The 22,874-nt window shown below is 72.9% G+C and carries 20 protein-coding genes, 5 tRNA genes and 1 pseudogene; 19 read left to right on the plus strand and 7 right to left on the minus strand.

Annotation, left to right across the window (positions count from 1 at the left end):
* Both ACFY4B_RS37990 and ACFY4B_RS37995 read right to left on the minus strand, forming a co-directional pair.
* Positions 1-92 (minus strand): annotated as a pseudogene (locus ACFY4B_RS37990) (roadblock/LC7 domain-containing protein); the annotation flags it as partial.
* 10 nt (positions 93-102) lie between these two features.
* Positions 103-3,906 (minus strand): nitrate- and nitrite sensing domain-containing protein, encoded by a 3,804-nt coding sequence (locus ACFY4B_RS37995; protein WP_387975763.1) that lies wholly within the window; start codon positions 3,904-3,906, stop codon positions 103-105.
* 638 nt (positions 3,907-4,544) lie between these two features.
* Between ACFY4B_RS37995 and ACFY4B_RS38000 the strand changes: the two genes are divergently transcribed.
* The 12 genes from ACFY4B_RS38000 to ACFY4B_RS38055 all read left to right on the plus strand — a co-directional run bounded on the left by ACFY4B_RS38000 (position 4,545) and on the right by ACFY4B_RS38055 (position 11,950).
* Positions 4,545-4,763: a hypothetical protein gene (locus ACFY4B_RS38000; RefSeq protein ID WP_049658602.1), complete on the plus strand. Its 219-nt coding sequence runs from the start codon at positions 4,545-4,547 to the stop codon at positions 4,761-4,763.
* Positions 4,764-5,006: 243 nt separating this feature from the next.
* Positions 5,007-5,807: a fumarylacetoacetate hydrolase family protein gene (locus tag ACFY4B_RS38005; RefSeq protein ID WP_049658604.1), complete on the plus strand. Its 801-nt coding sequence runs from the start codon at positions 5,007-5,009 to the stop codon at positions 5,805-5,807.
* Positions 5,800-7,299, plus strand: a complete 1,500-nt coding sequence (gltX, locus tag ACFY4B_RS38010) for a glutamate--tRNA ligase (protein WP_049658606.1) — start codon at positions 5,800-5,802, stop codon at positions 7,297-7,299. Before ACFY4B_RS38005 ends, gltX begins: the two co-directional genes overlap by 8 nt.
* Before the next feature lie 287 nt (positions 7,300-7,586).
* Positions 7,587-7,658 (plus strand) — tRNA-Gln (locus ACFY4B_RS38015).
* A gap of 36 nt (positions 7,659-7,694) precedes the next feature.
* A tRNA-Glu gene (locus ACFY4B_RS38020) sits at positions 7,695-7,767 on the plus strand.
* A 27-nt stretch (positions 7,768-7,794) separates the two neighbouring features.
* Positions 7,795-7,867, plus strand: a tRNA-Glu gene (locus ACFY4B_RS38025).
* Positions 7,868-7,893: 26 nt separating this feature from the next.
* Positions 7,894-7,966: transfer RNA gene (locus tag ACFY4B_RS38030), tRNA-Glu, on the plus strand.
* A gap of 49 nt (positions 7,967-8,015) precedes the next feature.
* Positions 8,016-8,090 (plus strand) — tRNA-Gln (locus ACFY4B_RS38035).
* A 410-nt stretch (positions 8,091-8,500) separates the two neighbouring features.
* Positions 8,501-9,925 carry a 3-isopropylmalate dehydratase large subunit gene (gene leuC / locus ACFY4B_RS38040; protein ID WP_380744011.1) on the plus strand — a complete coding sequence of 475 codons (1,425 nt, stop codon included), beginning with the start codon at positions 8,501-8,503 and terminating at the stop codon, positions 9,923-9,925.
* A gap of 3 nt (positions 9,926-9,928) precedes the next feature.
* Positions 9,929-10,525: a 3-isopropylmalate dehydratase small subunit gene (gene leuD / locus ACFY4B_RS38045; protein WP_387975767.1), complete on the plus strand. Its 597-nt coding sequence runs from the start codon at positions 9,929-9,931 to the stop codon at positions 10,523-10,525.
* A gap of 182 nt (positions 10,526-10,707) precedes the next feature.
* Complete coding sequence (locus tag ACFY4B_RS38050; RefSeq protein WP_369808362.1) at positions 10,708-11,055, plus strand: hypothetical protein; 348 nt, start codon at positions 10,708-10,710, stop codon at positions 11,053-11,055.
* Positions 11,056-11,188: 133 nt separating this feature from the next.
* On the plus strand, positions 11,189-11,950 hold the full coding sequence (locus tag ACFY4B_RS38055; protein WP_049659168.1) for an HU family DNA-binding protein: 762 nt from the start codon (positions 11,189-11,191) through the stop codon (positions 11,948-11,950).
* A 236-nt stretch (positions 11,951-12,186) separates the two neighbouring features.
* Here ACFY4B_RS38055 and ACFY4B_RS38060 read toward each other — a convergent pair whose 3' ends face one another.
* On the minus strand, positions 12,187-12,408 hold the full coding sequence (locus ACFY4B_RS38060; protein ID WP_030257846.1) for a hypothetical protein: 222 nt from the start codon (positions 12,406-12,408) through the stop codon (positions 12,187-12,189).
* Positions 12,409-12,493: 85 nt separating this feature from the next.
* Positions 12,494-13,186 (minus strand): 2-phospho-L-lactate guanylyltransferase, encoded by a 693-nt coding sequence (cofC, locus tag ACFY4B_RS38065; RefSeq protein ID WP_387975771.1) that lies wholly within the window; start codon positions 13,184-13,186, stop codon positions 12,494-12,496.
* Between the two features lie 219 nt (positions 13,187-13,405).
* On the opposite strand from cofC, the gene ACFY4B_RS38070 reads away from it, so the two are divergent.
* From ACFY4B_RS38070 to ACFY4B_RS38080, 3 genes are all read left to right on the plus strand, one after another.
* Positions 13,406-14,236, plus strand: coding sequence for a 1-acyl-sn-glycerol-3-phosphate acyltransferase (locus ACFY4B_RS38070; RefSeq protein WP_049656319.1), 831 nt, complete (start codon positions 13,406-13,408; stop codon positions 14,234-14,236).
* Positions 14,233-15,234, plus strand: a complete 1,002-nt coding sequence (locus ACFY4B_RS38075; protein ID WP_074001509.1) for an NAD(P)H-dependent glycerol-3-phosphate dehydrogenase — start codon at positions 14,233-14,235, stop codon at positions 15,232-15,234. The genes ACFY4B_RS38070 and ACFY4B_RS38075 overlap by 4 nt, the downstream gene beginning before the upstream one ends.
* An 89-nt stretch (positions 15,235-15,323) precedes the next feature.
* Positions 15,324-16,469, plus strand: coding sequence for a D-alanine--D-alanine ligase family protein (locus tag ACFY4B_RS38080; RefSeq protein ID WP_049656323.1), 1,146 nt, complete (start codon positions 15,324-15,326; stop codon positions 16,467-16,469).
* Positions 16,470-16,535: 66 nt separating this feature from the next.
* Here ACFY4B_RS38080 and ACFY4B_RS38085 read toward each other — a convergent pair whose 3' ends face one another.
* Entirely contained in the window at positions 16,536-17,054 is a 519-nt protein-coding gene (locus ACFY4B_RS38085) for a DUF3515 family protein (RefSeq protein WP_387975774.1), read from the minus strand.
* 83 nt (positions 17,055-17,137) lie between these two features.
* Positions 17,138-17,371: an Lrp/AsnC family transcriptional regulator gene (locus ACFY4B_RS38090; protein ID WP_049656326.1), complete on the minus strand. Its 234-nt coding sequence runs from the start codon at positions 17,369-17,371 to the stop codon at positions 17,138-17,140.
* A 207-nt stretch (positions 17,372-17,578) separates the two neighbouring features.
* Between ACFY4B_RS38090 and ACFY4B_RS38095 the strand changes: the two genes are divergently transcribed.
* The 3 genes from ACFY4B_RS38095 (at position 17,579) to thiD (ending at position 20,550) form a co-directional block, all read left to right on the plus strand.
* On the plus strand, positions 17,579-18,544 hold the full coding sequence (locus tag ACFY4B_RS38095) for a thiamine-phosphate kinase (protein WP_049656327.1): 966 nt from the start codon (positions 17,579-17,581) through the stop codon (positions 18,542-18,544).
* A gap of 159 nt (positions 18,545-18,703) precedes the next feature.
* Positions 18,704-19,729 carry an ATP-dependent 6-phosphofructokinase gene (locus ACFY4B_RS38100; RefSeq protein ID WP_049656329.1) on the plus strand — a complete coding sequence of 342 codons (1,026 nt, stop codon included), beginning with the start codon at positions 18,704-18,706 and terminating at the stop codon, positions 19,727-19,729.
* A 23-nt stretch (positions 19,730-19,752) separates the two neighbouring features.
* Complete coding sequence (gene thiD / locus ACFY4B_RS38105; protein ID WP_049656332.1) at positions 19,753-20,550, plus strand: bifunctional hydroxymethylpyrimidine kinase/phosphomethylpyrimidine kinase; 798 nt, start codon at positions 19,753-19,755, stop codon at positions 20,548-20,550.
* Between the two features lie 173 nt (positions 20,551-20,723).
* Here the strand turns inward: thiD and rpmB are convergent, their stop codons facing one another.
* Positions 20,724-20,909, minus strand: a complete 186-nt coding sequence (gene rpmB, locus ACFY4B_RS38110) for a 50S ribosomal protein L28 (protein WP_014138233.1) — start codon at positions 20,907-20,909, stop codon at positions 20,724-20,726.
* Positions 20,910-21,207: 298 nt separating this feature from the next.
* On the opposite strand from rpmB, the gene ACFY4B_RS38115 reads away from it, so the two are divergent.
* The gene (locus ACFY4B_RS38115) at positions 21,208-22,839 is read left to right on the plus strand and encodes a DAK2 domain-containing protein (RefSeq protein WP_387975777.1); all 1,632 of its coding nucleotides are present in this window, start codon (positions 21,208-21,210) and stop codon (positions 22,837-22,839) included.
* The last annotated feature ends 35 nt before the right edge of the window (positions 22,840-22,874 follow it).

The raw sequence follows: 22,874 nt of genomic DNA on the forward strand, positions 1-22,874 counted from the left end.
TCCGCGGAGACCACCACGGTGTGGGACACCCCGGGGGTGTTGTCCACGAAATTGGTGATCAGCCAGTTCAGGTTCTGTGCGGCCTGGCTCATCTGGTTCAACTCAACGCTCCTGGTGATCTGCGCCGTTGCCGTCGCTCCGGCCACCGAAACTATCGAATCCGGGCTGCTGGGCACCATGCTGGTGGCCCGCCTGGTTGGCGGCCTGCTCGGCCCCGGCGCGGCGGCCCTGCTGGATGCCGCGGCGCAGGTTGGTCAGTCGGCCGCGGACCTCCTCGGGGGCCCGGGAGACCTGCGGGCCGGTCAGCGGCGAGGCCTCGGCGGTGCCGGAGACCAGGTTGGCCTGCGGGGTCCGCCGGGGCAGGCCCGACATGGTGACACCGCTGGTCGAGGGCTCGCGGATCTGCTCGGCGCGGCGCCAGCGCTCGTCGTTCGCGGACGGACGCCACGGCGCGTCGCCGGTGCCCGGCTGCGGCTGGCCCTGCGACTGCTGCGGGGCCTGCTGCTGCGGAGCCCGCTGCTCGTCGGCCGACGGCTGGAACTCCGGTGCGGCGGTGCCGGGGCGGCGCGGCTGGTACGGCCGCGGCCGCGTCTGCTGCGAGCCGTCGGACTGCGGGAACCAGGGCTGCTCCTCGCCGCCCGGTCGGCCCGCGGCCTCGGACGGGCCGGTCGGCAGCGCCATCGGCTCCTGGTGCGGCAGCGGAAGCGGCTGCGGCTGCTGCGGGGCCTGCTCCTGGCGCACCGGCTCCGGACGCGGCGGGTTCGGCACGTTCGGCAGCACCGGCTCGACCAGGCCGAGGCCCAGCGGGTCGCGCGGATCGATCTGGCTGGCCTCGAAGCGCGGACGGGCGAACTGCTGGGTGCTCTCCACCGGCGCCGGCTCGGCCGACGGCAGCGGCTGGGGCTGCTGCGGGGCCTGCGGCGGCAGCTGCGGCTGGCGGTCGCGCTGCGGCGCGTCCGGGCCGGGGCGCTGCGGACCGCGCGGGCCCTGGGCGGCGGGCCGGCCGGGGGCGCCGGGGCCCTGCGGGGCCGGACGGCGCTGCGGCAAGCCGTCCTGCGGACGGTTGCCCGGACGGGCGCCCTGCTGCGGCGCGCCGGGGCCGCCGGGACCGCCGGGGCGGCCGTGCTGCGGCTGCTCGCCGGTCCGGGCACCCGGACCGCCGTCGAACCCGCCGGCGGGACGCGGACGTTCCTGGCCGGGCCGACCGGGCAGGCCGGGCTGGGACTGACCGGCCTGCGGCTGGCCCTGCTGCGGCTGACCGGGCTGGCCCGGCTGGCCGGGCTGCTGCTGACGGCCGCGGCGGGGCAGGCCGTTCGGGCCGCTCTGCGGCGGGCCCTGGCGACCCGGGGCGCGCTGCGGCAGACCGCCCTGCGGGGCCTGCTGCGGAGCCTGCTGGTTCTGCTGCTTCTGCGGGGCCTGCTGCTTCTGCTGCGGCTGGGCGGGCCGCTGGCCCTGGCCCTGGCCCTGCTGACCGCCGCCCTGCGGGGCGGGGTTCTCCCGCAGGGACTGGCCGACCTTGCGGGTCGGCAGACCGCCGCCGGACGCACCCGGACCGCCCGGCGCACCCGGACCGCCCGGCGCACCGGGACCGCCCGGCGCACCGGGACCGCCCTGCGCGCTCGGGCCGCCCTGCGGACCGGGACCGGTCGGAGCGCCCGGACCGCCCTGGCCGAGCTGCGGACGGCCGCCCTGCGGGGCACCGGCGGCCGGACCGCCCTGGCCGAGCGCGGCCGGACCGTTCTGGCGGCCGGGCGGCACCTGGCGCTGCTGGCGCGGCGTCGGGGTGACCCCGCGCTGCTGCTTGCCCTGGCCGGAGCCGGGCCGGCCGGCGCCGCGGCGGTCGCCCGAATTGGTGACGTCCACCGGGAGCATGACCAGCGCGGTGGTGCCGCCGGAGTCGCTGGGGCGGAGCTGGATGCGGATGCCGTGTCGCAGGGACAGGCGGCCGACCACGAAGAGGCCCATGCGGCGGGAGACCGAGACGTCCACCGTCGGCGGGTTGGCGAGGCGCTCGTTGATCTCGGCGAGGTCGTCGGGGCTCAGGCCGATGCCGGTGTCGTGGATCTCGACCAGGACGCGGCCGTCCGGCAGCGCGTGGCCGGTGACCCGGACGCGGGTCTGCGGGCTGGAGAACGAGGTGGCGTTCTCCAGCAGCTCGGCGAGCAGGTGGACGAGGTCGTTGACGACGCGGCCGGCGACCTCGGCCGACGGCACGGCGGCGAGCTCGATGCGCTCGTACTGCTCCACCTCGGAGGCGGCGGCGCGGAGCACGTCGACCAGCGGGACGGGCCTGGTCCAGCGGCGGCCCGGGTCCTCACCGGCGAGGACGAGGAGGTTTTCGCCGTTGCGGCGCATGCGGGTCGCGAGGTGGTCCAGCTTGAAGAGGTTGGCCAGCTGGTCCGGGTCCGCCTCGCGGCTCTCCAGCTCGGAGATGAGCGACAGCTGGCGCTGGATGAGGCCCTGGCTGCGGCGCGAGAGGTTGGTGAACATCGCGTTGATGTTGCCGCGCAGGAGGGCCTGCTCGGCGGCGAGGCGGACGGCCTCGCTGTGCACCATGTCGAACGCGTGGGCCACGTGGCCGATCTCGTCGGTGGAGTCGACGGCGACCGGCTCGACCGTGGTGTCGACGTCGTGCGGGTCGGCCTCGGAGAGGGTCTTGACCAGCTCGGGCAGACGGCGCTCGGCGACGTCCTCGGCCGCGGCCTGGAGGCGGGTCAGCGAGCGCACCATCGAGCGGGCGATCAGACCGGCGCCACCGAGGGCGACGAGCAGCACCAGGGCGACCGCGACACCGATGATCAGGGCGTCGGCGTCGGCCTGGGACTGGAGGTCCTGGGCCTTTCCGTCCAGGTTCTCGATGAGCTTGGACTCGATCCGGCGCTCGGCGGTGATCTTGGAGCTGGCCTTCTCGTACCAGTCCTTGTAGCTGACCGCCTCGGTCTGGCGGATGCCGCTCTGGGTGAGGATCGTGGAGGCGTAGCGGTCGGCGTCGGCGACCACCGAGTTGTAGCTCAGCTGGCTGCGCAGGTTGTCCAGGTCGTGCGCGGTGTAGATGTTGTTGAAGCTCGCGATCGCGTTGTCGTACGAGCTGCGCAGACGGATACCGAAGGACTCGTCGCTGGGGCTGAGGTCCGGGGTCTTCGGGTTGGCGAGCGCGGCGCTGATCAGGGCCCGCTGCTGCGAGGTCGCGTTCTTCGCCAGCGAGAACTGCTGGAGCGCGCGGGTGGAGACGACCAGGTCCTTGTTGTTCGACGCGAGCGCGATGTCCTGGGTGATGGACAGCAGGTCTCGGATGATCACGTCGTAGGCGGTGATCGTCGACTGGATGTTCTGGTTGTTCTGGTACGGCAGGCTGCGGGTGTCCGCGATCGAGTTCAGGTCCTTGCGGATCTGGAGCAACAGCGCCTTGCCGCCGGACAGTTCGAGGTTCTCGAACTTGTCGGAGGACGCGGTGAAGGTGCGGCTCAGGTCGTCGGTGGACTTGCGGGCCGCGACGATGTCGTCGTCCAGCGGGGCGGTCGGGTCGTGGGTGATCGGGCCGGCGCTGATGTCGCGCTCGGTCTGCAGCGCGTCCGCGAGGTTGGTCGCCTTCTTGGCCAGGTCGGACAGGTTGGCCATCTGGGCGAGTTGCTGCGAGTTCTCCATCGAGGTCTGGATGCGCAGGCCACCGAGGACCAGCGAGACCATCACGGGGAGGGCGAGCAGCGCGATCAGTCGGGTGCGGATGCGCCAGTTGCGCATCGCGAGCCGGTTCAGACCGGTGGCGCGGCGCCTGGTCAGCGAGGTCCGGAGTTTGTCCCGGGCGGACTTCCGCTCCTGCCCGTCCTCCTCCGGTCGCCCGAGGGCCTCGGGTGTCACCGGCTCGGCCGGGCCGCCGGGGGCCGCCGCCTGTTGGGGGGCTGCCACAGGCTCGCGCGACTCCGGGTTCCCCGCGGCGCCGCTACCCCTTTTGAAACGTCCCTGCACTGGCGTCGCAACCTCTGGACCGGGCGTCCCGCCGCGTCGCCACGGCCTGGACGGTGTCGAGTTTCCATCCGCCCCCCGGCCGGTCCGGGAGAGCGGGCACCGGGGTGGACCACTCCCTACCCACGGTCCGTCGCATTCCAGCACAGCCGGGGAATCCCAACAAGGGCCGCAGGTACCGGGGGTCCGGCGCTACCGACCGCTTGTGCGATCTCACTGACTGTGCGGTAACAGGACCGGAATACCGCCTTTTTCGGACACTCGCCGGATACATGCCAAGCAGACCCGGGATCGGGAAGAGTCACAGACCTTCCGGAATGCCCCTTATCGGGTGGAATGTCGGAAAGTCCCGGAGCGACGATATGTCGGATATCTGTATTTTGCTCGTCAATTTGTGAGCAAAATCACAGTCTAATGTGTAGCTTTGGTCACGGTCTCTATGGAATGAGATCTCGTAACCTGGCTGTCTCCGGAGCACGGCCCCGATCAGCCTGCCCAGAACCCCTCCGAATCAATCGGAATCCATCAGGCCGGTGCCGATCCGCCGCGGTCGGCCAGGCCATGACCACGAGGTGCTCTCGATGTCCCAGGCGAAGAACGCCACCAAGTCCACGCTGTCCTGCCGCCCCACGGCGAACCCGCGCCGGACGACGCTGGCCTCGGTCGAGGACTTCAGCACGATCCCGGGTGCCCGCAAGCCCGAGGACGTCCTGACCTACGGCACCGAGCTGCCGGCCGCCACGGCCAACCCGCGCCGCACCCAGCTGATGGTCGCCCCGGTCGTCGTCCCGCAGGACTGACCCCGCACGGCACCGCACCGCACCGCGCCGAGGGCGCCGTCGTCACACCGGTGGCGGCGGCGCCCTCGGCGTCGCGCGGTGCGCGCTTCCGTCCCGACCGTCCTGAACAGGGGCAAAGCGGTCAGCCGGGGCCCCACGCGATAGCCTGGAGGCCGATTGACGGGGCCGCGCCCACTGCGGGCGGGAGCCCACCAGCGCCCGGGCGCGCCCCGGGCGGCCGACGAAGCGAGGGGTAGCCCAGCCGTGCGCATTGCCAGGTTTTCCGTCCGGGAAGGGAGCCCTGCCGCCGGCAGCGTCTCCTTCGGCGTAGTGGAGGGCGACCCTTCCCGGCCCGAGTCGCTGGTCGTCCACGCGCTGGCCGGCCACCCGTTCGGCCAGCCCCAGCCCACCGGCGAGAGCTACCGCTTCCAGGACGTCCGGCTGCTCAGCCCGATGCTCCCGAACAAGATCGTGGCGGTCGGCCGCAACTACGCGGCGCACGCGGCGGAGCTGGGCAACGACGTCCCGGACGTCCCGCTCACCTTCTTCAAGCCGTCCACCTCGGTGATCGGCCCAACCGAGAGCATCGCCTACCCGCCGTTCTCCTCGGACGTCCACCACGAGGCCGAACTCGCCGTGGTGATCGGCCGGATGTGCCGCGAGGTGCCGCTGGACCGGGTGCCCGAGGTGATCCTCGGCTACACCTGCGCCAACGACGTCACCGCCCGGGACGTCCAGCAGCGCGAGGGCCAGTGGGCCCGGGCCAAGGGCTTCGACACGGCCTGCCCGCTGGGCCCGTGGATCGAGACCGACCTCGACCCGAGCGACCTCGCGATCACCTGCACGGTCAACGGCGAGCTCCGCCAGACCGGCCGCACCTCCCTGATGGTCCGCTCGGTCGCCGAGCTGGTCGTCCACATCTCCGAGGCCATGACGCTGCTGCCCGGCGACGTCATCCTCACCGGCACGCCCGCAGGGGTGGGCCCCCTCAACGTCGGCGACGAGGTCGCCGTCTCCATCGAAGGCATCGGCACTCTCACCAACAAGGTGATCAAGCGTGGCTAACACTGACCCGGCCGTCCGGGTTCGCTTCTGTCCCTCCCCGACCGGCAACCCCCACGTGGGCATGGTCCGCACGGCCCTGTTCAACTGGGCCTACGCCCGCCACAACGGCGGCACGCTGGTCTTCCGGATCGAGGACACCGACTCCGCCCGCGACTCCGAGGAGTCGTACAACCAGCTGCTCGACGCGATGCGCTGGCTCGGCCTGGACTGGGACGAGGGCCCCGAGGTCGGCGGTCCGGACGCGCCGTACCGGCAGTCGCAGCGGATGGACATCTATGCCGATGTCGCCCGCCGCCTGCACGAGGCCGGCCACGCCTACCACTGCTACTGCTCCACCGAGGAGCTGGACGCCCGCCGCGAGGCCGCCCGCGCGGCCGGCAAGCCCTCCGGCTACGACGGCCACTGCCGCGAGCTGACGGAGGAGCAGGTCGCCGTCTACAAGCTGGAGAAGCGCGAGCCGATCCTGCGCTTCCGGATGCCCGACAAGACCCTCTCCTTCGACGACCTGGTGCGCGGCACGCTCACCTTCGAGCCGGAGAACGTCCCGGACTACGGCATCGTCCGGGCCAACGGCGCCCCGCTGTACACCCTGGTCAACCCGGTGGACGACGCCCTGATGGGCATCACCCACGTGCTGCGCGGCGAGGACCTGCTGTCCTCCACCCCGCGGCAGATCGCGCTGTACGCCGCGCTCGCCGAGATCGGTGTCGGCGACGGCACCACCCCGCGCTTCGGCCACCTGCCGTACGTGATGGGCGAGGGCAACAAGAAGCTCTCCAAGCGCGACCCGCAGTCCTCGCTCAACCTGTACCGCGAGCGCGGCTTCATCCGCGAGGGCCTGCTCAACTACCTGTCCCTGCTGGGCTGGTCGCTGGCCGAGGACCGCGACCTGTTCGACATGGACGAGATGGTCGCCGCCTTCGACGTCGCCAAGGTGAACGCCAACCCGGCCCGCTTCGACCTGAAGAAGTGCGAGGCGATCAACGCCGAGCACGTCCGCCGGCTGGCCCCGGAGGACTTCGTCCGCCGCCTGGTGCCGTTCCTCCAGGGCGCCGAGCTGCTGCCGGCCGAGCCCACCGCCGAGCAGCTGGACCTGCTCGCCAAGGTGGCGCCGCTCACCCAGGAGCGGATGGTCGTGCTGAGCGAGATCGTGAACATGGCCGGCTTCCTGTTCGTGGCGCCGGAGAAGTTCGCCCTCGACGCGGACGACGCCGCCAAGGTGCTGACCGCGGACTCCCGCCCGGTGCTGGAGGCCAGCATCAAGGCGCTGGAGGAGCTCGCGGACTTCACCCCGGAGCCGATCCAGGCCGCGCTGCGCGAGGCGCTGGTGGAGGGGCTGGGCATCAAGCCCAAGTTCGCCTTCACGCCGCTGCGGGTGGCCGTGACCGGCCGACGGGTCTCCCCGCCGCTGTTCGAGTCCATGGAGCTGCTGGGCCGCCCGGAGACGCTGCGACGGCTGCGTGCCGCCCTGGACGCCCTCCCGGCCGCCTGAGGCACCCTCCTGGGCGCTCGCTGACGGATCCCTGCCGGACCGGCCCTCCACGGGCCGCCGAGCAGGCCGCGGGCCCGGCCTCGTGCCGGGCCCGCGGCGTACCCGGAGGTCATCCGCAGGCCTCCCGCAGGCCGCCCGGGGTTATCGATTTTGGAGCCGGGGCCGACGTCGGGTAATGTTCTTTCTGCGCCGCCCGGGAGGGAACGGACGAGGGAACGAAAGCCCCTCGGAAGGGACCGACCGAGAGGCGCAATGCCTGAGAAGGGCCCGCAGGGGTTCAACTCTGGTGGGGTATGGTGTAATTGGCAGCACGAGTGATTCTGGTTCATTTAGTCTAGGTTCGAGTCCTGGTACCCCAGCGCAGTACGTGAGTACAGCACACAAAAGAAGATCAAGCCCCCGTTGTGTAGCGGCCTAGCACGCTGCCCTCTCACGGCAGTAGCGCCGGTTCGAATCCGGTCGGGGGTACGGATCCCGCAAGGGATCACCTGGAAAGCCCCCGTTGTGTAGCGGCCTAGCACGCTGCCCTCTCACGGCAGTAGCGCCGGTTCGAATCCGGTCGGGGGTACGGATCCCGCAAGGGATCGCCAGGAAGCCCCCGTTGTGTAGCGGCCTAGCACGCTGCCCTCTCACGGCAGTAGCGCCGGTTCGAATCCGGTCGGGGGTACTTCAGAGCAGGAAGCCGGTGGGCTCGCCCATCGGCCCTTGCTTTGTGTTGGGGTATGGTGTAATTGGCAGCACGAGTGATTCTGGTTCATTTAGTCTAGGTTCGAGTCCTGGTACCCCAGCCAGAAATTGGAAAGGCCCCGGTTGTCCGGGGTCTTTTTCGTTGTGCGTCGAAGGCTTTCCGAAAGGGCCCCACCCGGTCACGGGTGGGGCCCTTTCGGCGTTCCGTGCGGCCTCCGCGCGACTCTTCCCGGGGGTCTCCGCAGGCTCCTCCGGGCAGCCCTCGCGGAGCCTCCGCCGAGCCTCCGCCGAGCCTTCGCGGGGCCCGGCCGGCCGGGGGCGGACGGGGGGTGGACGGGTCGCCGCGCGCTGTCCATGCGCTAAGACCGCGATCTCACTCCGCGAGACACAAGTTCAATCTCCGGCGAAAAGCGCCACTCTGGACGGGAGCGGCCCGGGAGTCTCAGGGCGGCGCACACGCTTTGACCTCGACGACACGAGAAGGCCGGCAACGCGGCCGGCTGGAGGGAATCCGATGGGACGGACACTCGCAGAGAAGGTCTGGGACGACCACGTCGTGCGGCGCGCGGAGGGCGAACCCGACCTCCTCTTCATCGACCTCCACCTGCTCCACGAGGTCACCAGCCCGCAGGCCTTCGACGGGCTGCGGCTGGCCGGCCGTACGGTCCGCCGCACCGATCTGACGATCGCCACCGAGGACCACAACACCCCCACCCTCGACATCGACAAGCCGATCGCCGACCCGGTCTCCAAGGTGCAGCTGGAGACCCTGCGCAGGAACGCCGCCGAGTTCGGCGTCCGGATCCACTCGCTCGGCGACGTCGAACAGGGCGTCGTGCACGTCGTCGGCCCGCAGCTCGGCCTGACCCAGCCCGGCATGACCGTGGTCTGCGGCGACTCCCACACCTCGACCCACGGCGCCTTCGGCGCGCTGGCGTTCGGCATCGGCACCAGCCAGGTCGAGCACGTGCTGGCCACCCAGACCCTGCCGCTGGCGCCGTTCCGGACCATGGCGGTCACCGTCGAGGGCGACCTGCCCGAGGGCGTCACCGCCAAGGACCTGATCCTGGCCGTCATCGCGAAGATCGGCACCGGCGGCGGCCAGGGCTACGTCCTGGAGTACCGCGGTTCGGCGATCCGGAGCCTCTCCATGGAGGCCCGGATGACCGTCTGCAACATGTCGATCGAGGCCGGCGCCCGGGCCGGCATGATCGCCCCGGACGAGACGACCTTCGCGTACCTCCAAGGCCGCCCGCACGCCCCGCAGGGCGAGGACTGGGACGCCGCCGTCGCGTACTGGCGGACCCTGGGCACCGACGAGGACGCGGTCTTCGACCACGAGATCTTCATCGACGCGAGCGAGCTGACCCCCTTCGTCACCTGGGGCACCAACCCGGGCCAGGGCGCCCCGCTGGGCTCGAACGTGCCGGACCCGGCCTCCTTCGCCGACCCGCAGGAGCGCCTGGCCGCCGAGAACGCCCTGACGTACATGGGCCTGGAGGCCGGCACCCCGCTGCGCGAGGTCAAGGTCGACGCCGTCTTCGTCGGCTCCTGCACCAACGGCCGGATCGAGGACCTGCGGGCCGCCGCGGCCGTCGTCGAGGGCCGCCGGATCGCCGACGGCGTACGGATGCTGGTCGTCCCCGGGTCCGTCCGGGTCGCGCTCCAGGCCGTCGAGGAGGGGCTGGACAAGGTGTTCACCGCGGCCGGCGCCGAGTGGCGCCACGCGGGCTGCTCGATGTGCCTGGGCATGAACCCCGACCAGCTCGCCCCGGGGGAGCGCTGCGCCTCCACCTCGAACCGCAACTTCGAGGGCCGGCAGGGCAAGGGCGGCCGCACCCACCTGGTCTCCCCGCAGGTCGCCGCCGCGACCGCCGTGCTGGGCCGCCTCGCGGCCCCCTCCGACCTGACCGCCGACGTCGCTCCCGTGGAGGCCTGAGCCATGGAGAAGTTCACCACCCACACCGGCCGGGCCGTCCCGCTGCGCCGCAGCAACGTGGACACCGACCAGATCATCCCCGCCCACTGGCTCAAGAAGGTCACCCGATCCGGTTTCGAGGGCGGCCTGTTCGAAGCCTGGCGCAAGGACGAGTCGTTCATCCTCAACCGGCCCGAGCGGCAGGGCGCCACGGTCCTGGTGGCCGGTCCCGAGTTCGGCACCGGCTCCTCCCGGGAGCACGCCGTCTGGGCGCTCCAGAACTACGGTTTCCACGCGGTCATCTCCTCGCGCTTCGCCGACATCTTCCGGGGCAACTCCCTGAAGAACGGCCTGCTGACGGTCGTCCTGCCGCAGGAGACCGTGGAGCGGCTCTGGGTGCTCACGGAGAGTGACCCTTCGGCCGAGATCACCGTCGACCTGGAGGCGCGCGAAGTACGGGCCGAAGGCGTCACGGCGGCCTTCGAACTGGACGACAACGTCCGGTGGCGGCTGCTCAACGGGCTGGACGACATCAGCATCACGCTGCGGAACGAGGCCGACATCGCGGCCTTCGAGGAGACCCGTCCGGCCTTCAAGCCCCGTACTCTGCCGGTCGCCTGAGTTCCCCTCAGAACAAGCATTCTGACGATCCACCGCGTGGCCCGTGCCCCCCTCGGGGGGGCCGGGCCATCCGTCGTTCCGGAGCACGAGTTAGCGCCGGGGTCCGCCCCGGATTGCCCATTTGGCTTTGCGGAAGAGGGGCCCGCGCAAGTACAACTGCGGGTAGATGGCACAATCAGTACATGCACCGGCACCATGAACCTCCGTACGCGGGCGGCGAACCCGCGACTGAGGACTCCATGGGCCGGCCATCCGAACGCCGAATTGACGACCGGCCGGACGTCACCTCCGCACCAGCTGAGGGGCCGGACGACCAGGAAGTCGTAGCGCTCTACGCGCTTGTGGCCGAGCGGTTGAAGCAAGCTCACGCCCGCGTGCATGCGCTGAACGTGTCTGCCGATGCAAAGACCGCTCTCACCCGTCAACTCCTCATCGTCACCGAGACCGCCAAGCGCGATCTTCCGGAGGCGGCAAGGCGGTTGAGTCGCTTTGTACATGACCTCGACGAGGGGCCCCCGCCGCTCGACTGAGGTCGCCGACGCGCAAATCCATTGCGACACTAGGGTGATTCGCGCGTTTGGTAATTGAAAGTCCGCAGATACATACCTAACGTGCGAAAAGAACGGATGGAATCATCCGGCGCCCGTTTCCGAAGGGGAAGACGTGAACAAGGCTCAGCTTGTCGAAGCGGTGGCCGAGCAGCTGGGCGGTCGCAAGGCTGCCGCAGAGGCCGTCGACGCAGTGCTCGACACCATGGTCCGTGCCGTTGTGGCCGGTGACCGGGTCTCGGTGACCGGGTTCGGCACCTTCGAGAAGGTGGAGCGCTCCGCGCGCTTCGCCCGCAACCCGCAGACCGGCGAGCGCGTCAAGGTCAAGAAGACCTCGGTCCCGCGCTTCCGTCCGGGTCAGGGCTTCAAGGACCTGGTCAGCGGCAGCAAGAAGCTGCCGAAGGAAGGCCCCTCGGTGAAGAAGGCCCCCAAGGGCTCCCTCACCCCGGGCAAGAGCGGCGTGGCCGCCACCCCGGCCGCCAAGCGTGCCGCCACCAAGCGCGCCGCCGCCGCTGCCGCCGCCCCGGCCGCCAAGAAGGCCGCCGCCAAGAAGACGGCGACCACGGCCGCCGCCAAGAAGGCGACCACCACGGCCGCCGCCAAGAAGACCACGGCGACCGCCAAGAAGTCCGCCGCGAAGACCACCGCCGCGAAGACGACGGCCGCGAAGACCACCGCCGCCAAGAAGGCGACGGCGACCGCGACCAAGGCCGCCGCCACCAAGAAGACGGCCGCCGCGAAGAAGGCGACCACCACGGCCGCCGCCAAGAAGACCACGGCCACCGCCAAGAAGGCGGCCGCCACCGCCAAGAAGACGGCGCCGGCGAAGAAGACCGCCACCCGCAAGACCACCGCGCGCAAGACCTCTGCCAAGTAAGTCCCGCGCGACCGTCTTCGGACGGCCTTCGGCCCAGAGCCGCGGCACCCCCCCTCCCGTGAATTCGCGGAGACCGGTCGCCGCGGCTCTTTCGATTTCCGGGCGCTTAGTCAGGAATCCGCGGCGTGCGTCGGCAGGGGGCGGTTCCGAGCGGGGTGGCGGGGTGCGGGCCGGTCCCCGGCGGGGCCGGTCGGGCCCGAAGGTTCCGCGGGCCTCGGCGGAGCCCGACGGGGCCGTCAGCCCTCGGCGGGGTCGGGGAAGGTCTGGAGCGTCACGAAGACCACCCGGCGGGCCTCGCCGGTGCCCTCGGTGCGGATCCGCACCCGCTGTCCGGGGCGCAGCAGCCGCAGGCCGCCGGCGTCGAAGGCGGCCGCGTCGAACGGCACCGGGGTCCCGTCGTCGAGCAGCACGGAGCCGGCCCGGGTGGCGGGGTCGAAGGTGAACGCGGTGGCCTGCATGCGTGCAGCATAGCGAGCGGCCCCGCCCGGGCCGGGGAGCAGGTCGGCGCCGGGCCGGGCGGGCTCCGGAGGGGCCGGGACGGGCTCAGCGCAGGCTCAGGCGGGCGAACAGCGCGCTGGTGTGCGGGCCGAGGCCGAGCGCCGCGGCCTCGCCGAGGTCCGTCCCGGTGTCCACGTCCCGGCGCACCGACTCCACGTCCGGCAGGCGCAGTTCGAGCGCACCGCCGGCCGCGTGCCGGGCCCGTGAGCCGTCCCCGAAGGCGGGGGAGAGCGGGCGCCCGGGCGCGCAGGCGAGCAGGGTGGTGCCGAGGCCGGGGGAGTCCGGCAGGAAGGCCCGGCCGTCCGGCGGCACCGCGCCCAGCACCCGGGCCAGTTCGGCCGGGCGCAGCGCCGGGAGGTCCGCCGAGAGCGCCGCCAGCGGGGCCCGCGGGGCCAGGGCCAGGGCGGCCGCGGCGCCGTGTGCCAGGGCCCGGTTGAGGCCGCCGCCGGGCTCGTCGGCGACCACCAGGGCGCCGAGCGCGGCCAGCCGGGCGCCGGCCTCGGCGTCGCGGGTGACCACCAGGACCCGGTCGACGTCCGGGGTGGCCAGGGCGGCGGCGACGGTGTCCAGGGCGAAGGACAGCGCCAGGTCGGCCCGGTGCGGCCCGGCGTACGGGGCCAGTCTGCTCTTCGCCAGGGCGAGCGGCTTGAGCGGGAGCACCAGCGACCAGCCGGCCGTGGGTGCGGGGGGCGCGACGGGCTCACTGGGGCGTACGGTGTCCTGGGTCACCGGCGTCATTCTGGCGCCGGTCCCGGAGCCCTCGCCAGGCCGTTCGAGCTGTGCGGACGTGCGTTTGATCACGCCCGCCGGGCGGGTTGGCGCGGTTGCTCGACAGCCGGTGAGCGGGCGGGCGACACTGTTCCGCGCCCGTGGCCCGGGCACCGGCGGAAGCGGTGCGCGGCACCGGGACACCATGACCGCGGTAATCCGTGCCGCATCGGATGAGAAGGAGCTGGGGTGGCCCGCCGCTCGTACGCCAAGTTCGGCAACGCCGACTACGGCATCTGGTACCGCTTCGCGGCCGTGCTGGTGAAGCCGGTGACGACCGCCCTGGTGAAGCCCGACTGGCGGGGCTGGGAGCACGTTCCGAGGAACGGCGGCTTCATCGCCGCGGTGAACCACAACTCGATCATCGACCCGGTGATCTACGCGCACTGGCAGTACAACAGCGGGCGTCCGCCGCGCATTCTCGGCAAGTCCTCGCTGTTCTCCGTCCCCTTCATCGGGTTCATGCTGCGCAAGACCGGCCAGATCCCGGTGTTCCGCGAGTCCACCGACGCCGCGCAGGCGTTCCGGGCCGCGATCGACGCGGTCAACGGCGGCCAGTGCGTGCAGTTCTACCCGGAGGGAACGCTCACCCGGGACCCCGACCTCTGGCCGATGACCGGCAAGAGCGGGGTCGCCCGGGTCGCGCTGATGACCGGTGCGCCGGTCATCCCGGTCGCGCACTGGGGCGCCCACGAGATCATCCCGCCGTACGGCCGGCCCGGTTTCGGGAAGGGCCGGTTCAACCTGTTCCCGCGGCACCGGGTCACCGTCGCGGCCGGGCCGCCGGTGGACCTGAGCCGGTACCAGGGGCAGGAGCTCACCGCCCAGGTGCTCGCCGACGCGACCGAGGACATCATGACGGCGATCACCGCCGTGCTGGCCGAAGTCCGGGGCGAGGAGCCGCCGGCCGAGCGCTACGACATGCGCAAGGCCGCCCGGGAGCGCGCCGCGGCCGCACTGGCCGAGCGCCGGCGCGCCAAGGGCGAGCCGGGCAAGGGCACCGAGGAGGCCGGCAAGTGACCCGTTGCGCCGTGATGGGAACCGGCTCCTGGGGCACCGCGTTCGCGATGGTGCTCGCCGACGCGGGCTGCGAGGTCGTGCTCTGGGCCCGCCGCCAGGAGCTGGTGGACGCCGTCAACTCCACCCACGAGAACCCGGACTACCTGCCGGGCGTCCGGCTGCCCGACACCGTCCGGGCCACCACCGACGCCGCCGAGGCGCTGGCCGGCGCCGACTTCGCGGTGCTCGTGGTGCCCTCGCAGACCCTGCGCGACAACCTGGCCGCCTGGACGCCGCTGATCGAGCCGCAGACCGTGCTGGTGAGCCTGATGAAGGGCATCGAACTCGGCACCGCCAAGCGGATGAGCGAGGTGATCGACGAGGTCACCGGGGTCGGTCAGGAGCGCGTCGCGGTGGTCAGCGGGCCCAACCTGGCCAAGGAGATCGCCAACCGGCAGCCCGCGGCCAGCGTGGTCGCCTGCTCCGACGAGGCGGTCGCCAAGCGGCTCCAGGCGGCCTGCCACACGCCGTACTTCCGGCCGTACACCAACACCGACGTGGTGGGCTGCGAACTCGGCGGCGCGGTCAAGAACGTGATCGGCCTGGCGGTCGGCATGGCGGCCGGCATGGGGCTGGGCGACAACACCAAGGCGACGCTGATCACCCGCGGGCTGGCCGAGACCACCCGGCTCGGCGAGGTGCTGGGCGCGGACCCGCACACCTTCGCGGGGCTCGCCGGGATGGGCGACCTGGTGGCCACCTGCTCCTCGCCGCTGTCCCGCAACAACACCTTCGGCATGAACCTGGGCCGGGGCATGACGCTGGAGGAGGCCCGCGCGGCCACCCGGCAGACCGCCGAGGGCGTCAAGTCCTGCGAGTCGGTGCTGGACCTGGCCCGGCGCAACGGGGTCGACATGCCGATCGTCGAGGCCGTGGTGGACGTGGTGCACAACGGGCGGCCGACCCAGGAGGCGCTGCAGGCGCTGATGTCGCGTTCGGCCAAGCCGGAGCGGCGCTGACCCGAGCGGCGCTGACCGGAGCGGCGGCGCCGAGGGTGCGGCGCCGCTGACTTCCCGGAAGGGCCTCGCACGGTAGTCTCAAACCCGATATGAGCATCGAACAGTCCTCCCCGAACCGGTCCGACCGGAAGCCGCGCGTCGCGCTGGTCTTCGGCGGGCGCAGCTCCGAGCACGCGATCTCGGTCTCCACCGCGGGCAGTGTGCTCAGGGCGATCGACCGCGACAAGTACGACGTGCTGCCGATCGGCATCACGCACGAGGGCCGCTGGGCGCTGACCAGCGACGAGCCGGCCCGGATGGCCATCACCGACGGGAAGCTGCCGGACGTGGCGCACGTCGCCGAGGGCGTCGACGGCCAGGTCGCGCTGCCGGTCGCCCCGGGCGACCGCGAGGTGGTCCTGACCGAGCCGGGCAGCGCCCCCAAGGCCCTCGGCGAGGTCGACGTGGTCTTCCCGCTGCTGCACGGCCCGTGGGGCGAGGACGGCACGCTCCAGGGCCTGCTGGAGCTCTCCGGCGTCCCGTACGTCGGCAACGGCGTGCTGGCCAGCGCGGCCGGCATGGACAAGGAGTTCGCCAAGCGGATCCTCGCCTCGCACGGTCTGGACGTCGGCCGCTACACCATCGTGCGGCCGCGCGACTGGGAGACCGAGGCGGGCCGCGCGGCGGTGCGCGAGCGGGCCGCCGAGCTGGGCCTGCCGCTGTTCGTGAAGCCCTGCCGGGCCGGCTCCAGCATCGGCATCACCAAGGTGAAGGACCTGGCCGACCTCGACGCGGCGATCGAGGAGGCCCGGCGGCACGACCCCAAGCTGATCATCGAGGCGGGCGTGACCGGCCGCGAGATCGAGTGCGGCGTGCTGGAGTTCGAGGACGGCCCGCGGGCCAGCGTGGCCGGCGAGATCCTGGTCGGCGAGGGCTTCGACTTCTACGACTTCGAGGCCAAGTACATCGACTCCTCGGACGTGAAGATCCCGGCGGACCTCACTGCCGGCGAGCTCGCCGAGATCCAGCGCCAGGCGGTCGAGGCCTTCGAGGCGCTCGGCTGCGAGGGCCTGGCCCGGGTGGACTTCTTCCTGCTGGAGGACGGCACCTGGATGATCAACGAGATCAACACCATGCCCGGCTTCACCCCGATCTCGGCCTTCCCGAAGATGTGGGAGGCCAGCGGGGTCTCGTACCCGGAGCTGATCGACCGGCTGCTCGCGACGGCGCTGCGGCGCTCGACCGGACTCCGTTAGCGGATTTGCGGAGGGCGGGCCGGGAGCTTCCCGGCCCGCCCTCGGTGCGTCGGGGACCCGTTCGGCTCAGCCCGGGACGTTGGCCTTGACCGCGCCGCTCAGGGCGGCCGCCGGGTCGAAGGGGTTCTTCGCGGCCCCGGCCGGGACGGTCACCTCGACGTAGGCGGCGCGCATGGTCGTCACGAAGCGGTAGCCGCCGTCGGCGAGCTTCTGCGACCACCAGGTGACGTCGTCGACGCTCGGGGACCAGTCCGAGGCGTGGTCGCCGTCCAGCTCCTCCGGCCGGTCGATGCCGCAGCGCAGCACCGTCCGGGGCGAATCGCCCCAGCCGGCCACGTACGGCGAGGCGGGCGACGGGTCCCGGCGGGCGTGGCCGAGCAGGTCGGCGGGCAGCGCGGCGGCGAGCGCCCGGCAGTACCCGGCCGCCCGGCCGGTCGGCTGCGGGATCTCGACCGCCGGATCGGCCGGGCCCCAGCTGCCGACCAGCGCGACGACGGCGCAGGTCAGGGCGACGGGCAGGGCCAGCCAGCGGACCGGGGCCGGCAGGGCGGTCAGCGCCTCGGGGACGCGCAGTTCTCTGGCCACCCGCCGATGGTAGCCGGGGCCCGGACGGCCGGTACGGGCCGGTGCGCCGGCTCACGGGCACACCGGCTCACGGGTGCACCGGCCTACAGGTGCACCACGGGACAGGTGAGCGTGCGGGTGATGCCGTCGACCTTCTGGACCTGGGCCACCACCATGCGGCCCAGCTCGTCCACCGTCTCGGCCTCGGCCTTGACGATCACGTCGTAGGGGCCGGTGACGTCCTCGGCGCTCAGGACGCCGGGGACCCCGGCGATGGTCCGGGCCACGGCGGTGGCCTTGCCAACCTCGGTCTGGATCAGGATGTATGCCTGTACCACGGGGACCTCCCGGCGGCCGGTTAGGGGGGATAGCCGCCGTGATCGCCCGGTCAGGTGTGTGGGTGGGTGGGCTCACCGGCAGTCTGATCACCACGCTACCGCGCTGCGGGCCGGGGAGGGGAGACCTCGATGCTCCCGAAGGGCGTACGCTGCGCGCGGGGGAGCGCGACGGGGACCGAATCGGATGGAAACGCGAGAGGACGGCAGATGCAGGGGACCGTGGGCGAGCTCGGCGAGTTCGGCCTCATCAGGGAGCTGACCGCCCGGGTACCGCTCACCGATGCCGTCGACCTCGGCCCGGGTGACGACGCCGCGGTGGTACGGGCTCCGGACGGCCGGGTGGTGGCGACCACGGACGTCCTGATCGAGAACCGGCACTTCCGCCGGGACTGGTCCACCGCCTACGACGTGGGCCGCAAGGCCGCCGCCCAGAACCTCGCCGACGTGGCCGCGATGGGGGCGGTGCCGACCGCCATCCTGCTCGGCCTGGTCGCCCCCGCGGACCTGCCGACCACCTGGGCCACCGAGTTGATGGACGGGCTGCGCGACGAGTGCCAGGTGGCCGGGGCGACGGTGGTCGGCGGCGACGTGGTGCGCGGCGACACCGTCACGCTGGCCATCACGGCGCTCGGCGACCTCCAGGGGCGGGCGCCAGTGACGCGCTCCGGCGCGCAGGTCGGCGACGTGGTCGCGGTGACCGGCTGGCTCGGCTGGTCGGCCGCCGGCCTGACCGTCCTCCAACGCGGCTTCCGCTCCCCGCGCGCCTTCGTCGAGGCGCACCGCCGGCCCGAACCGCCGTACCACGCGGGCCCGGCGGCCGCCGATCTGGGCGCGACCTCGATGGTCGACGTGAGCGACGGGCTGGTCGCCGACCTCGGCCACGTCGCCCGGGCCAGCGAGGTGGACATCGACCTCAAGGCCGCCGACTTCGACGTCCCGGCGCAGATGGCCGACATCGGCCAGGCGGTCGGGGTGGACCCGCTGGTCTGGGTGCTCTCCGGCGGCGAGGACCACGCGATCGTCGCCACCTTCCCGCGCGGGATCCAACTCCCGGCCCGCTGGCGGGTGGTGGGCGAGGTGACCGGCCGCCCGACGGGCAGCCGCAGCGGCCGGGTGACGGTCGACGGCGCGCCCTGGGACCGGGTCGGCGGCTGGGACCACTTCGCCGAGTAGCGCGCGGCCGCGCGCCGATCCCCGTACGGCGGGCGGCGCGTGACGCTCCGGTGCGCGGGGGACGGGCTTCGCGGGTGCGTTGTGCGTAGGCTTGCGACACCCCGGCCCGCCCGTCCGGCGCGGGCGGCCCGAACCACTGCGAGCGGGAGCACACCACAGATGCGCATCGGTGTACTGACCAGCGGCGGCGACTGCCCCGGCCTCAACGCGGTGATCCGCTCGGTGGTGCACCGGGGCACCGACGTCCACGGGGACGAGATCGTCGGCATCCTGGACGGCTTCCTCGGACTGATCGAGGGCCGCACCCGGACGGTCACGCACGACGACGTCACCGGCCTGCTCACCCTCGGCGGCACCATCCTGGGCTCGGCCCGGGTCCGGCGGGACCGGATCGCCTGGGCGGTGGAGAACGCCAGGACGCTCGCCCGGGAGATCGGCATCGACGCGCTGATCGCGATCGGCGGCGAGGGGACGCTGACCGCCGCCAAGCTGTTCAGCGACGCCGGACTGCCCGTCGTCGGGGTGCCGAAGACCATCGACAACGACATCGACGCCACCGACGTGACCTTCGGCTTCGACACCGCCGTGCACGTCGCGACCGAGGCGATCGACCGGCTGAAGACCACCGCCGAGTCCCACCAGCGCGTCATGGTGGTCGAGTTGATGGGACGGCACACCGGCTGGATCACCCTCACCGCGGGCATGGCGGGCGGCGCGCACGGCATCCTGATCCCGGAGAAGCCCTTCGACATCGAGGCGGTGGCCCGGATAATCGAGGACCGCTTCGCGCGCGGCAAGAAGTTCGCCATCATCGCCGTCGCCGAGGGCGCCTCCCCGGTGCCCGGCACCATGCGCTTCGACCACGGCGAGGTCGACCAGTACGGCCACCGGACCTTCGGCGGGATCGGCAACCGGCTCGCCCACGAGCTGGAGGACCTGCTCGGCAAGGAGGCCCGCCCCGTCATCCTCGGCCACGTCCAGCGCGGCGGCACCCCGACCGCCCGCGACCGGGTGCTCGCCACCCGGTTCGGCTGGCACGCGGTGGAGGCCGTCCACCAGGGGGCGTTCGGGCACTTCACCGCGCTGCGCCGGACCGGCATCGAACTGCTGCCGATCGGCGACGCGGTGACCCGGCTGAAGACGGTGCCGGAGGACCGCTGGGCGGAGTCCGAAGCGGTGCTGTGAAACGGCGCGGGTAGGTTGGGGCCATGGCTTCGACTGCTCCCCCCCGCGTGCTCACCGTCGCCGGCTCCGACTCCGGCGGCGGCGCCGGCATCCAGGCCGACCTCAAGGCGATGCTCGCCCTCGGCGTCCACGGCATGAGCGTGATCACCGCCGTCACCGCGCAGAACTCGCTCGGTGTCCAGGGCTACTGGGAACTGCCCGCCGAAGCCGTCCGGGCGCAGTTCCGCAGCGTGGTGGACGACATCGGGGTGCAGGCTGTGAAGACCGGGATGCTCGCCTCGGTCGAACTCGTCGAGACCGTCGCCGAGCTGCTGGCCGGGGTGGACGCCCCGGTGGTGGTCGACCCGGTCGGGGTCTCCAAGCACGGGGACGCGCTGCTGGTCGCCGAGGCCGTCGCCACCGTCCGCGAGAAGCTGCTGCCGGTCGCCACCCTGGCCACCCCCAACCTGCACGAGGTGACCCAGCTCACCGGGCTGGCCGTCGAGGACGAGTCGCAGATGCTGGACGCCGCCAAGGCGCTGGTCGACCTCGGGCCGCGCTGGGCGCTGGTCAAGGGCGGCCACCTGCCGGGCGAGGCCGCCGACCTGCTGTACGGCGGACCGGACGAGGTGCACTGGTTCCGGGCACCGCGCTACGACAACCGCCACACCCACGGCACCGGCTGCACGCTGGCCAGCGCGATCGCGGCCGGCCTGGCCAAGGGCGAGCCGCTGCCGCTGGCGGTGGCCTCGGCCAAGGAGTACATCACCGGCGCGATCGCCGGGGGCTTCGCCCTGGGCGCCGGCATCGGCCCGGTCGACCACGCCTGGCGCTGGCGCTAGCGGAGGCCCGGAACGTCCGGAACATCCGGAAAACAGCGGTGGGCGGACTCCTCAGAGGAGCCCGCCCACCACGGTCACGTCCGGAAATCGGCGCAACCGGCCACGGAAACAGTGGAGCCGGCCCATCCGAGGATGAACCGGCTCACTGGAGGACCGGCATGCCGGTCTGCGCGTCAGCGCGAGACCTTACCGGCCTTGATGCACGAGGTGCAGACGTTGAGCCGCTTCGGCGTCCGCCCAATCACAGCGCGCACCGTCTGAATGTTGGGGTTCCAACGACGGGGGGTACGGCGGTGAGAGTGGGAGATGCTGTTGCCGAAGCCCGGCCCCTTGCCGCAGACGTCGCAGTTGGCAGCCACAGGAGTCACTCCAAGACTTCAGATCAGATACTTTCGAAAACCCCACTCAGCCACCAGAACACTCGCGTGAACCAGACCGGACAAGGGGGTGAGCCTGGACGGTTCCAGGCAACCGGAAGAGCATACAACGCTTGCTTCCGTCCCACGAAACTACCATGACCGGCCGAGTGATCGCTCCTGCCCGCCGGACCGGACGGCCCTCCCCGCCCCCCGATAACCTGCCGGTATCACCCCTTGCCGCCGCCCGGCCCGCGTCACCGCCCCGGGCCGCCGCGGCGTCCCGTCCGGAGGAGACCTGGTGCTGCACACGCTCGACGCCCCGGCCGTGCGCACCTGGTGCCAGCTCGCCCTGCGCGCGCTCGGCCAGGCCCGCGAGGAGATCGACGCGCTCAACGTCTACCCCGTCCCGGACGGCGACACCGGCACCAACCTCTACCTGACCGTCGAGTCCGCCGCCGCCGAGGTGGAGAGCCGCTTCGCCGACCCCGCCGCCGACCCGGCCCCCGGGCTGGCCGAGACGGTCCGGGCGATGGCCCGCGGCGCGCTGGTCGGCGCCCGGGGCAACTCCGGGGTGATCCTCGCCCAGTGGCTGCGCGGCACCGCCGAGACGCTCGCCGAGGGCGGCGGCGCCGAACAGCTGCGGGCCGCCCTGCAGCGGGCCGCCGACTCCGCCTACCAGGCCGTCGCGGAGCCCGTCGAGGGCACCCTGCTGACCGTCGCCCGGGTCGCCGCCCGGGAGGCCCACCGGGCCGGGGACGGGCTCGCCCAGGTCGCCGACACCGCCTACCGGGCCGCCCGGGACGCGCTGCGGCACACCCCCGAGCAGCTCGCCGTCCTGGCCGAGAACGGGGTGGTGGACGCCGGCGGGCGCGGCCTGGTGGCCGTCCTCGGCGCGCTCGCCGACGCCGTCGCCGGGCAGCAGCCGATGGGGCCGGTCGCGCTGCGCGGGGACGTCCGGGCCGTGGAGAGCTGCGAGACGCACCTGCGGCCGCCCGGCCCCGGCCACCCCGCCTTCGAGGTCATCTACCTGCTGGACGCCCCCGACGAGGCGCTGCCCGCGCTGCGCGAGCGGCTCGGCGGGCTCGGCGACTCGCTGGTGATCGGCGGCGGCGACGGCCTGTGGAACGTGCACGTCCACGTGGACGACGCGGGCGCCGCCGTGGAGGCCGGGGTCGGCGCCGGGCGCCCGCACCAGATCCGGATCACCCACTTCGCCGAGGCCGCCGCCCGCTCCGGCACCGCCGCCGAGCGCGGCGAACGCGAGGAACGGGCCCGCGCGGTGCTCTCGGTGGTCTCCGGCGGGGGCCTGGCCGAGCTCTGCGAGCAGGCCGGCGCCGTCGTCCTGCACGCCGACCCGGACCGCCCGCCGGCCAGCGCCGAGCTCGCCGACGCGGTGCGCCGCTCGGCCGCCCGCGAGGTCGTCCTGCTGCTCAACGACCCCGAGCTGCGCGCCGCCGCCGGGGCCGCCGCCGACCAGCTGCGCGAGGAGGGGGTGCGGATCGCCGTCCTGCCCACCCGCTCGCCGGTGCAGGGGCTGGCCGCGCTCGCGGTGCACGAGGGCGGCCGCCGCTTCGACGAGGACGTCGTCGCCATGACCTCCGCCGCCGGCGCCACCCGCTACGCGGAGCTGGCCGTCGCCGAGGGGGAGTCCTGGACGATGGCGGGGGTCTGCCAGGCCGGGGACGTGCTCGGGCTGATCGACGGCGACGTCGCGGTGATCGGCGCCGGGCTGGCCGAGGTCGGCGAGAGCGTGCTGGACCGGATGCTCGGGGCCGGCGGCGAACTCGTCACCCTGGTCCTCGGCGGCGGCACCGACGAGGCGCTCGCCGACCGGCTGGTCGCCCACGTCCGGCACCGCCGGCCCGAGGTGGACGCGGTGGTCTTCCACGGCGGGCAGGAACCGGCACCGCTGCTCATCGGGGTGGAGTAGGGGCGGGGGCCGCCCTTGGCCCGGTTTGTCGGCCC

Origin of the sequence: Kitasatospora sp. NPDC001261, from assembly GCF_042896795.1 — a bacterium.
Lineage (GTDB): Bacteria > Actinomycetota > Actinomycetes > Streptomycetales > Streptomycetaceae > Kitasatospora.

Coding starts and splice junctions, on each gene's coding strand:
- ACFY4B_RS38080 (WP_049656323.1), top strand. CDS start 15,324: ATGAGCATCGAACAGTCCTCCCCGAACCGGTCCGACCGGAAGCCGCGC.
- ACFY4B_RS38000 (WP_049658602.1), top strand. CDS start 4,545: ATGTCCCAGGCGAAGAACGCCACCAAGTCCACGCTGTCCTGCCGCCCC.
- ACFY4B_RS38060 (WP_030257846.1), bottom strand. CDS start 12,408: ATGCAGGCCACCGCGTTCACCTTCGACCCCGCCACCCGGGCCGGCTCC.
- ACFY4B_RS38095 (WP_049656327.1), top strand. CDS start 17,579: ATGCAGGGGACCGTGGGCGAGCTCGGCGAGTTCGGCCTCATCAGGGAG.
- ACFY4B_RS38100 (WP_049656329.1), top strand. CDS start 18,704: ATGCGCATCGGTGTACTGACCAGCGGCGGCGACTGCCCCGGCCTCAAC.
- cofC (WP_387975771.1), bottom strand. CDS start 13,186: ATGACGCCGGTGACCCAGGACACCGTACGCCCCAGTGAGCCCGTCGCG.
- ACFY4B_RS38050 (WP_369808362.1), top strand. CDS start 10,708: ATGCACCGGCACCATGAACCTCCGTACGCGGGCGGCGAACCCGCGACT.
- leuC (WP_380744011.1), top strand. CDS start 8,501: ATGGGACGGACACTCGCAGAGAAGGTCTGGGACGACCACGTCGTGCGG.
- leuD (WP_387975767.1), top strand. CDS start 9,929: ATGGAGAAGTTCACCACCCACACCGGCCGGGCCGTCCCGCTGCGCCGC.
- thiD (WP_049656332.1), top strand. CDS start 19,753: ATGGCTTCGACTGCTCCCCCCCGCGTGCTCACCGTCGCCGGCTCCGAC.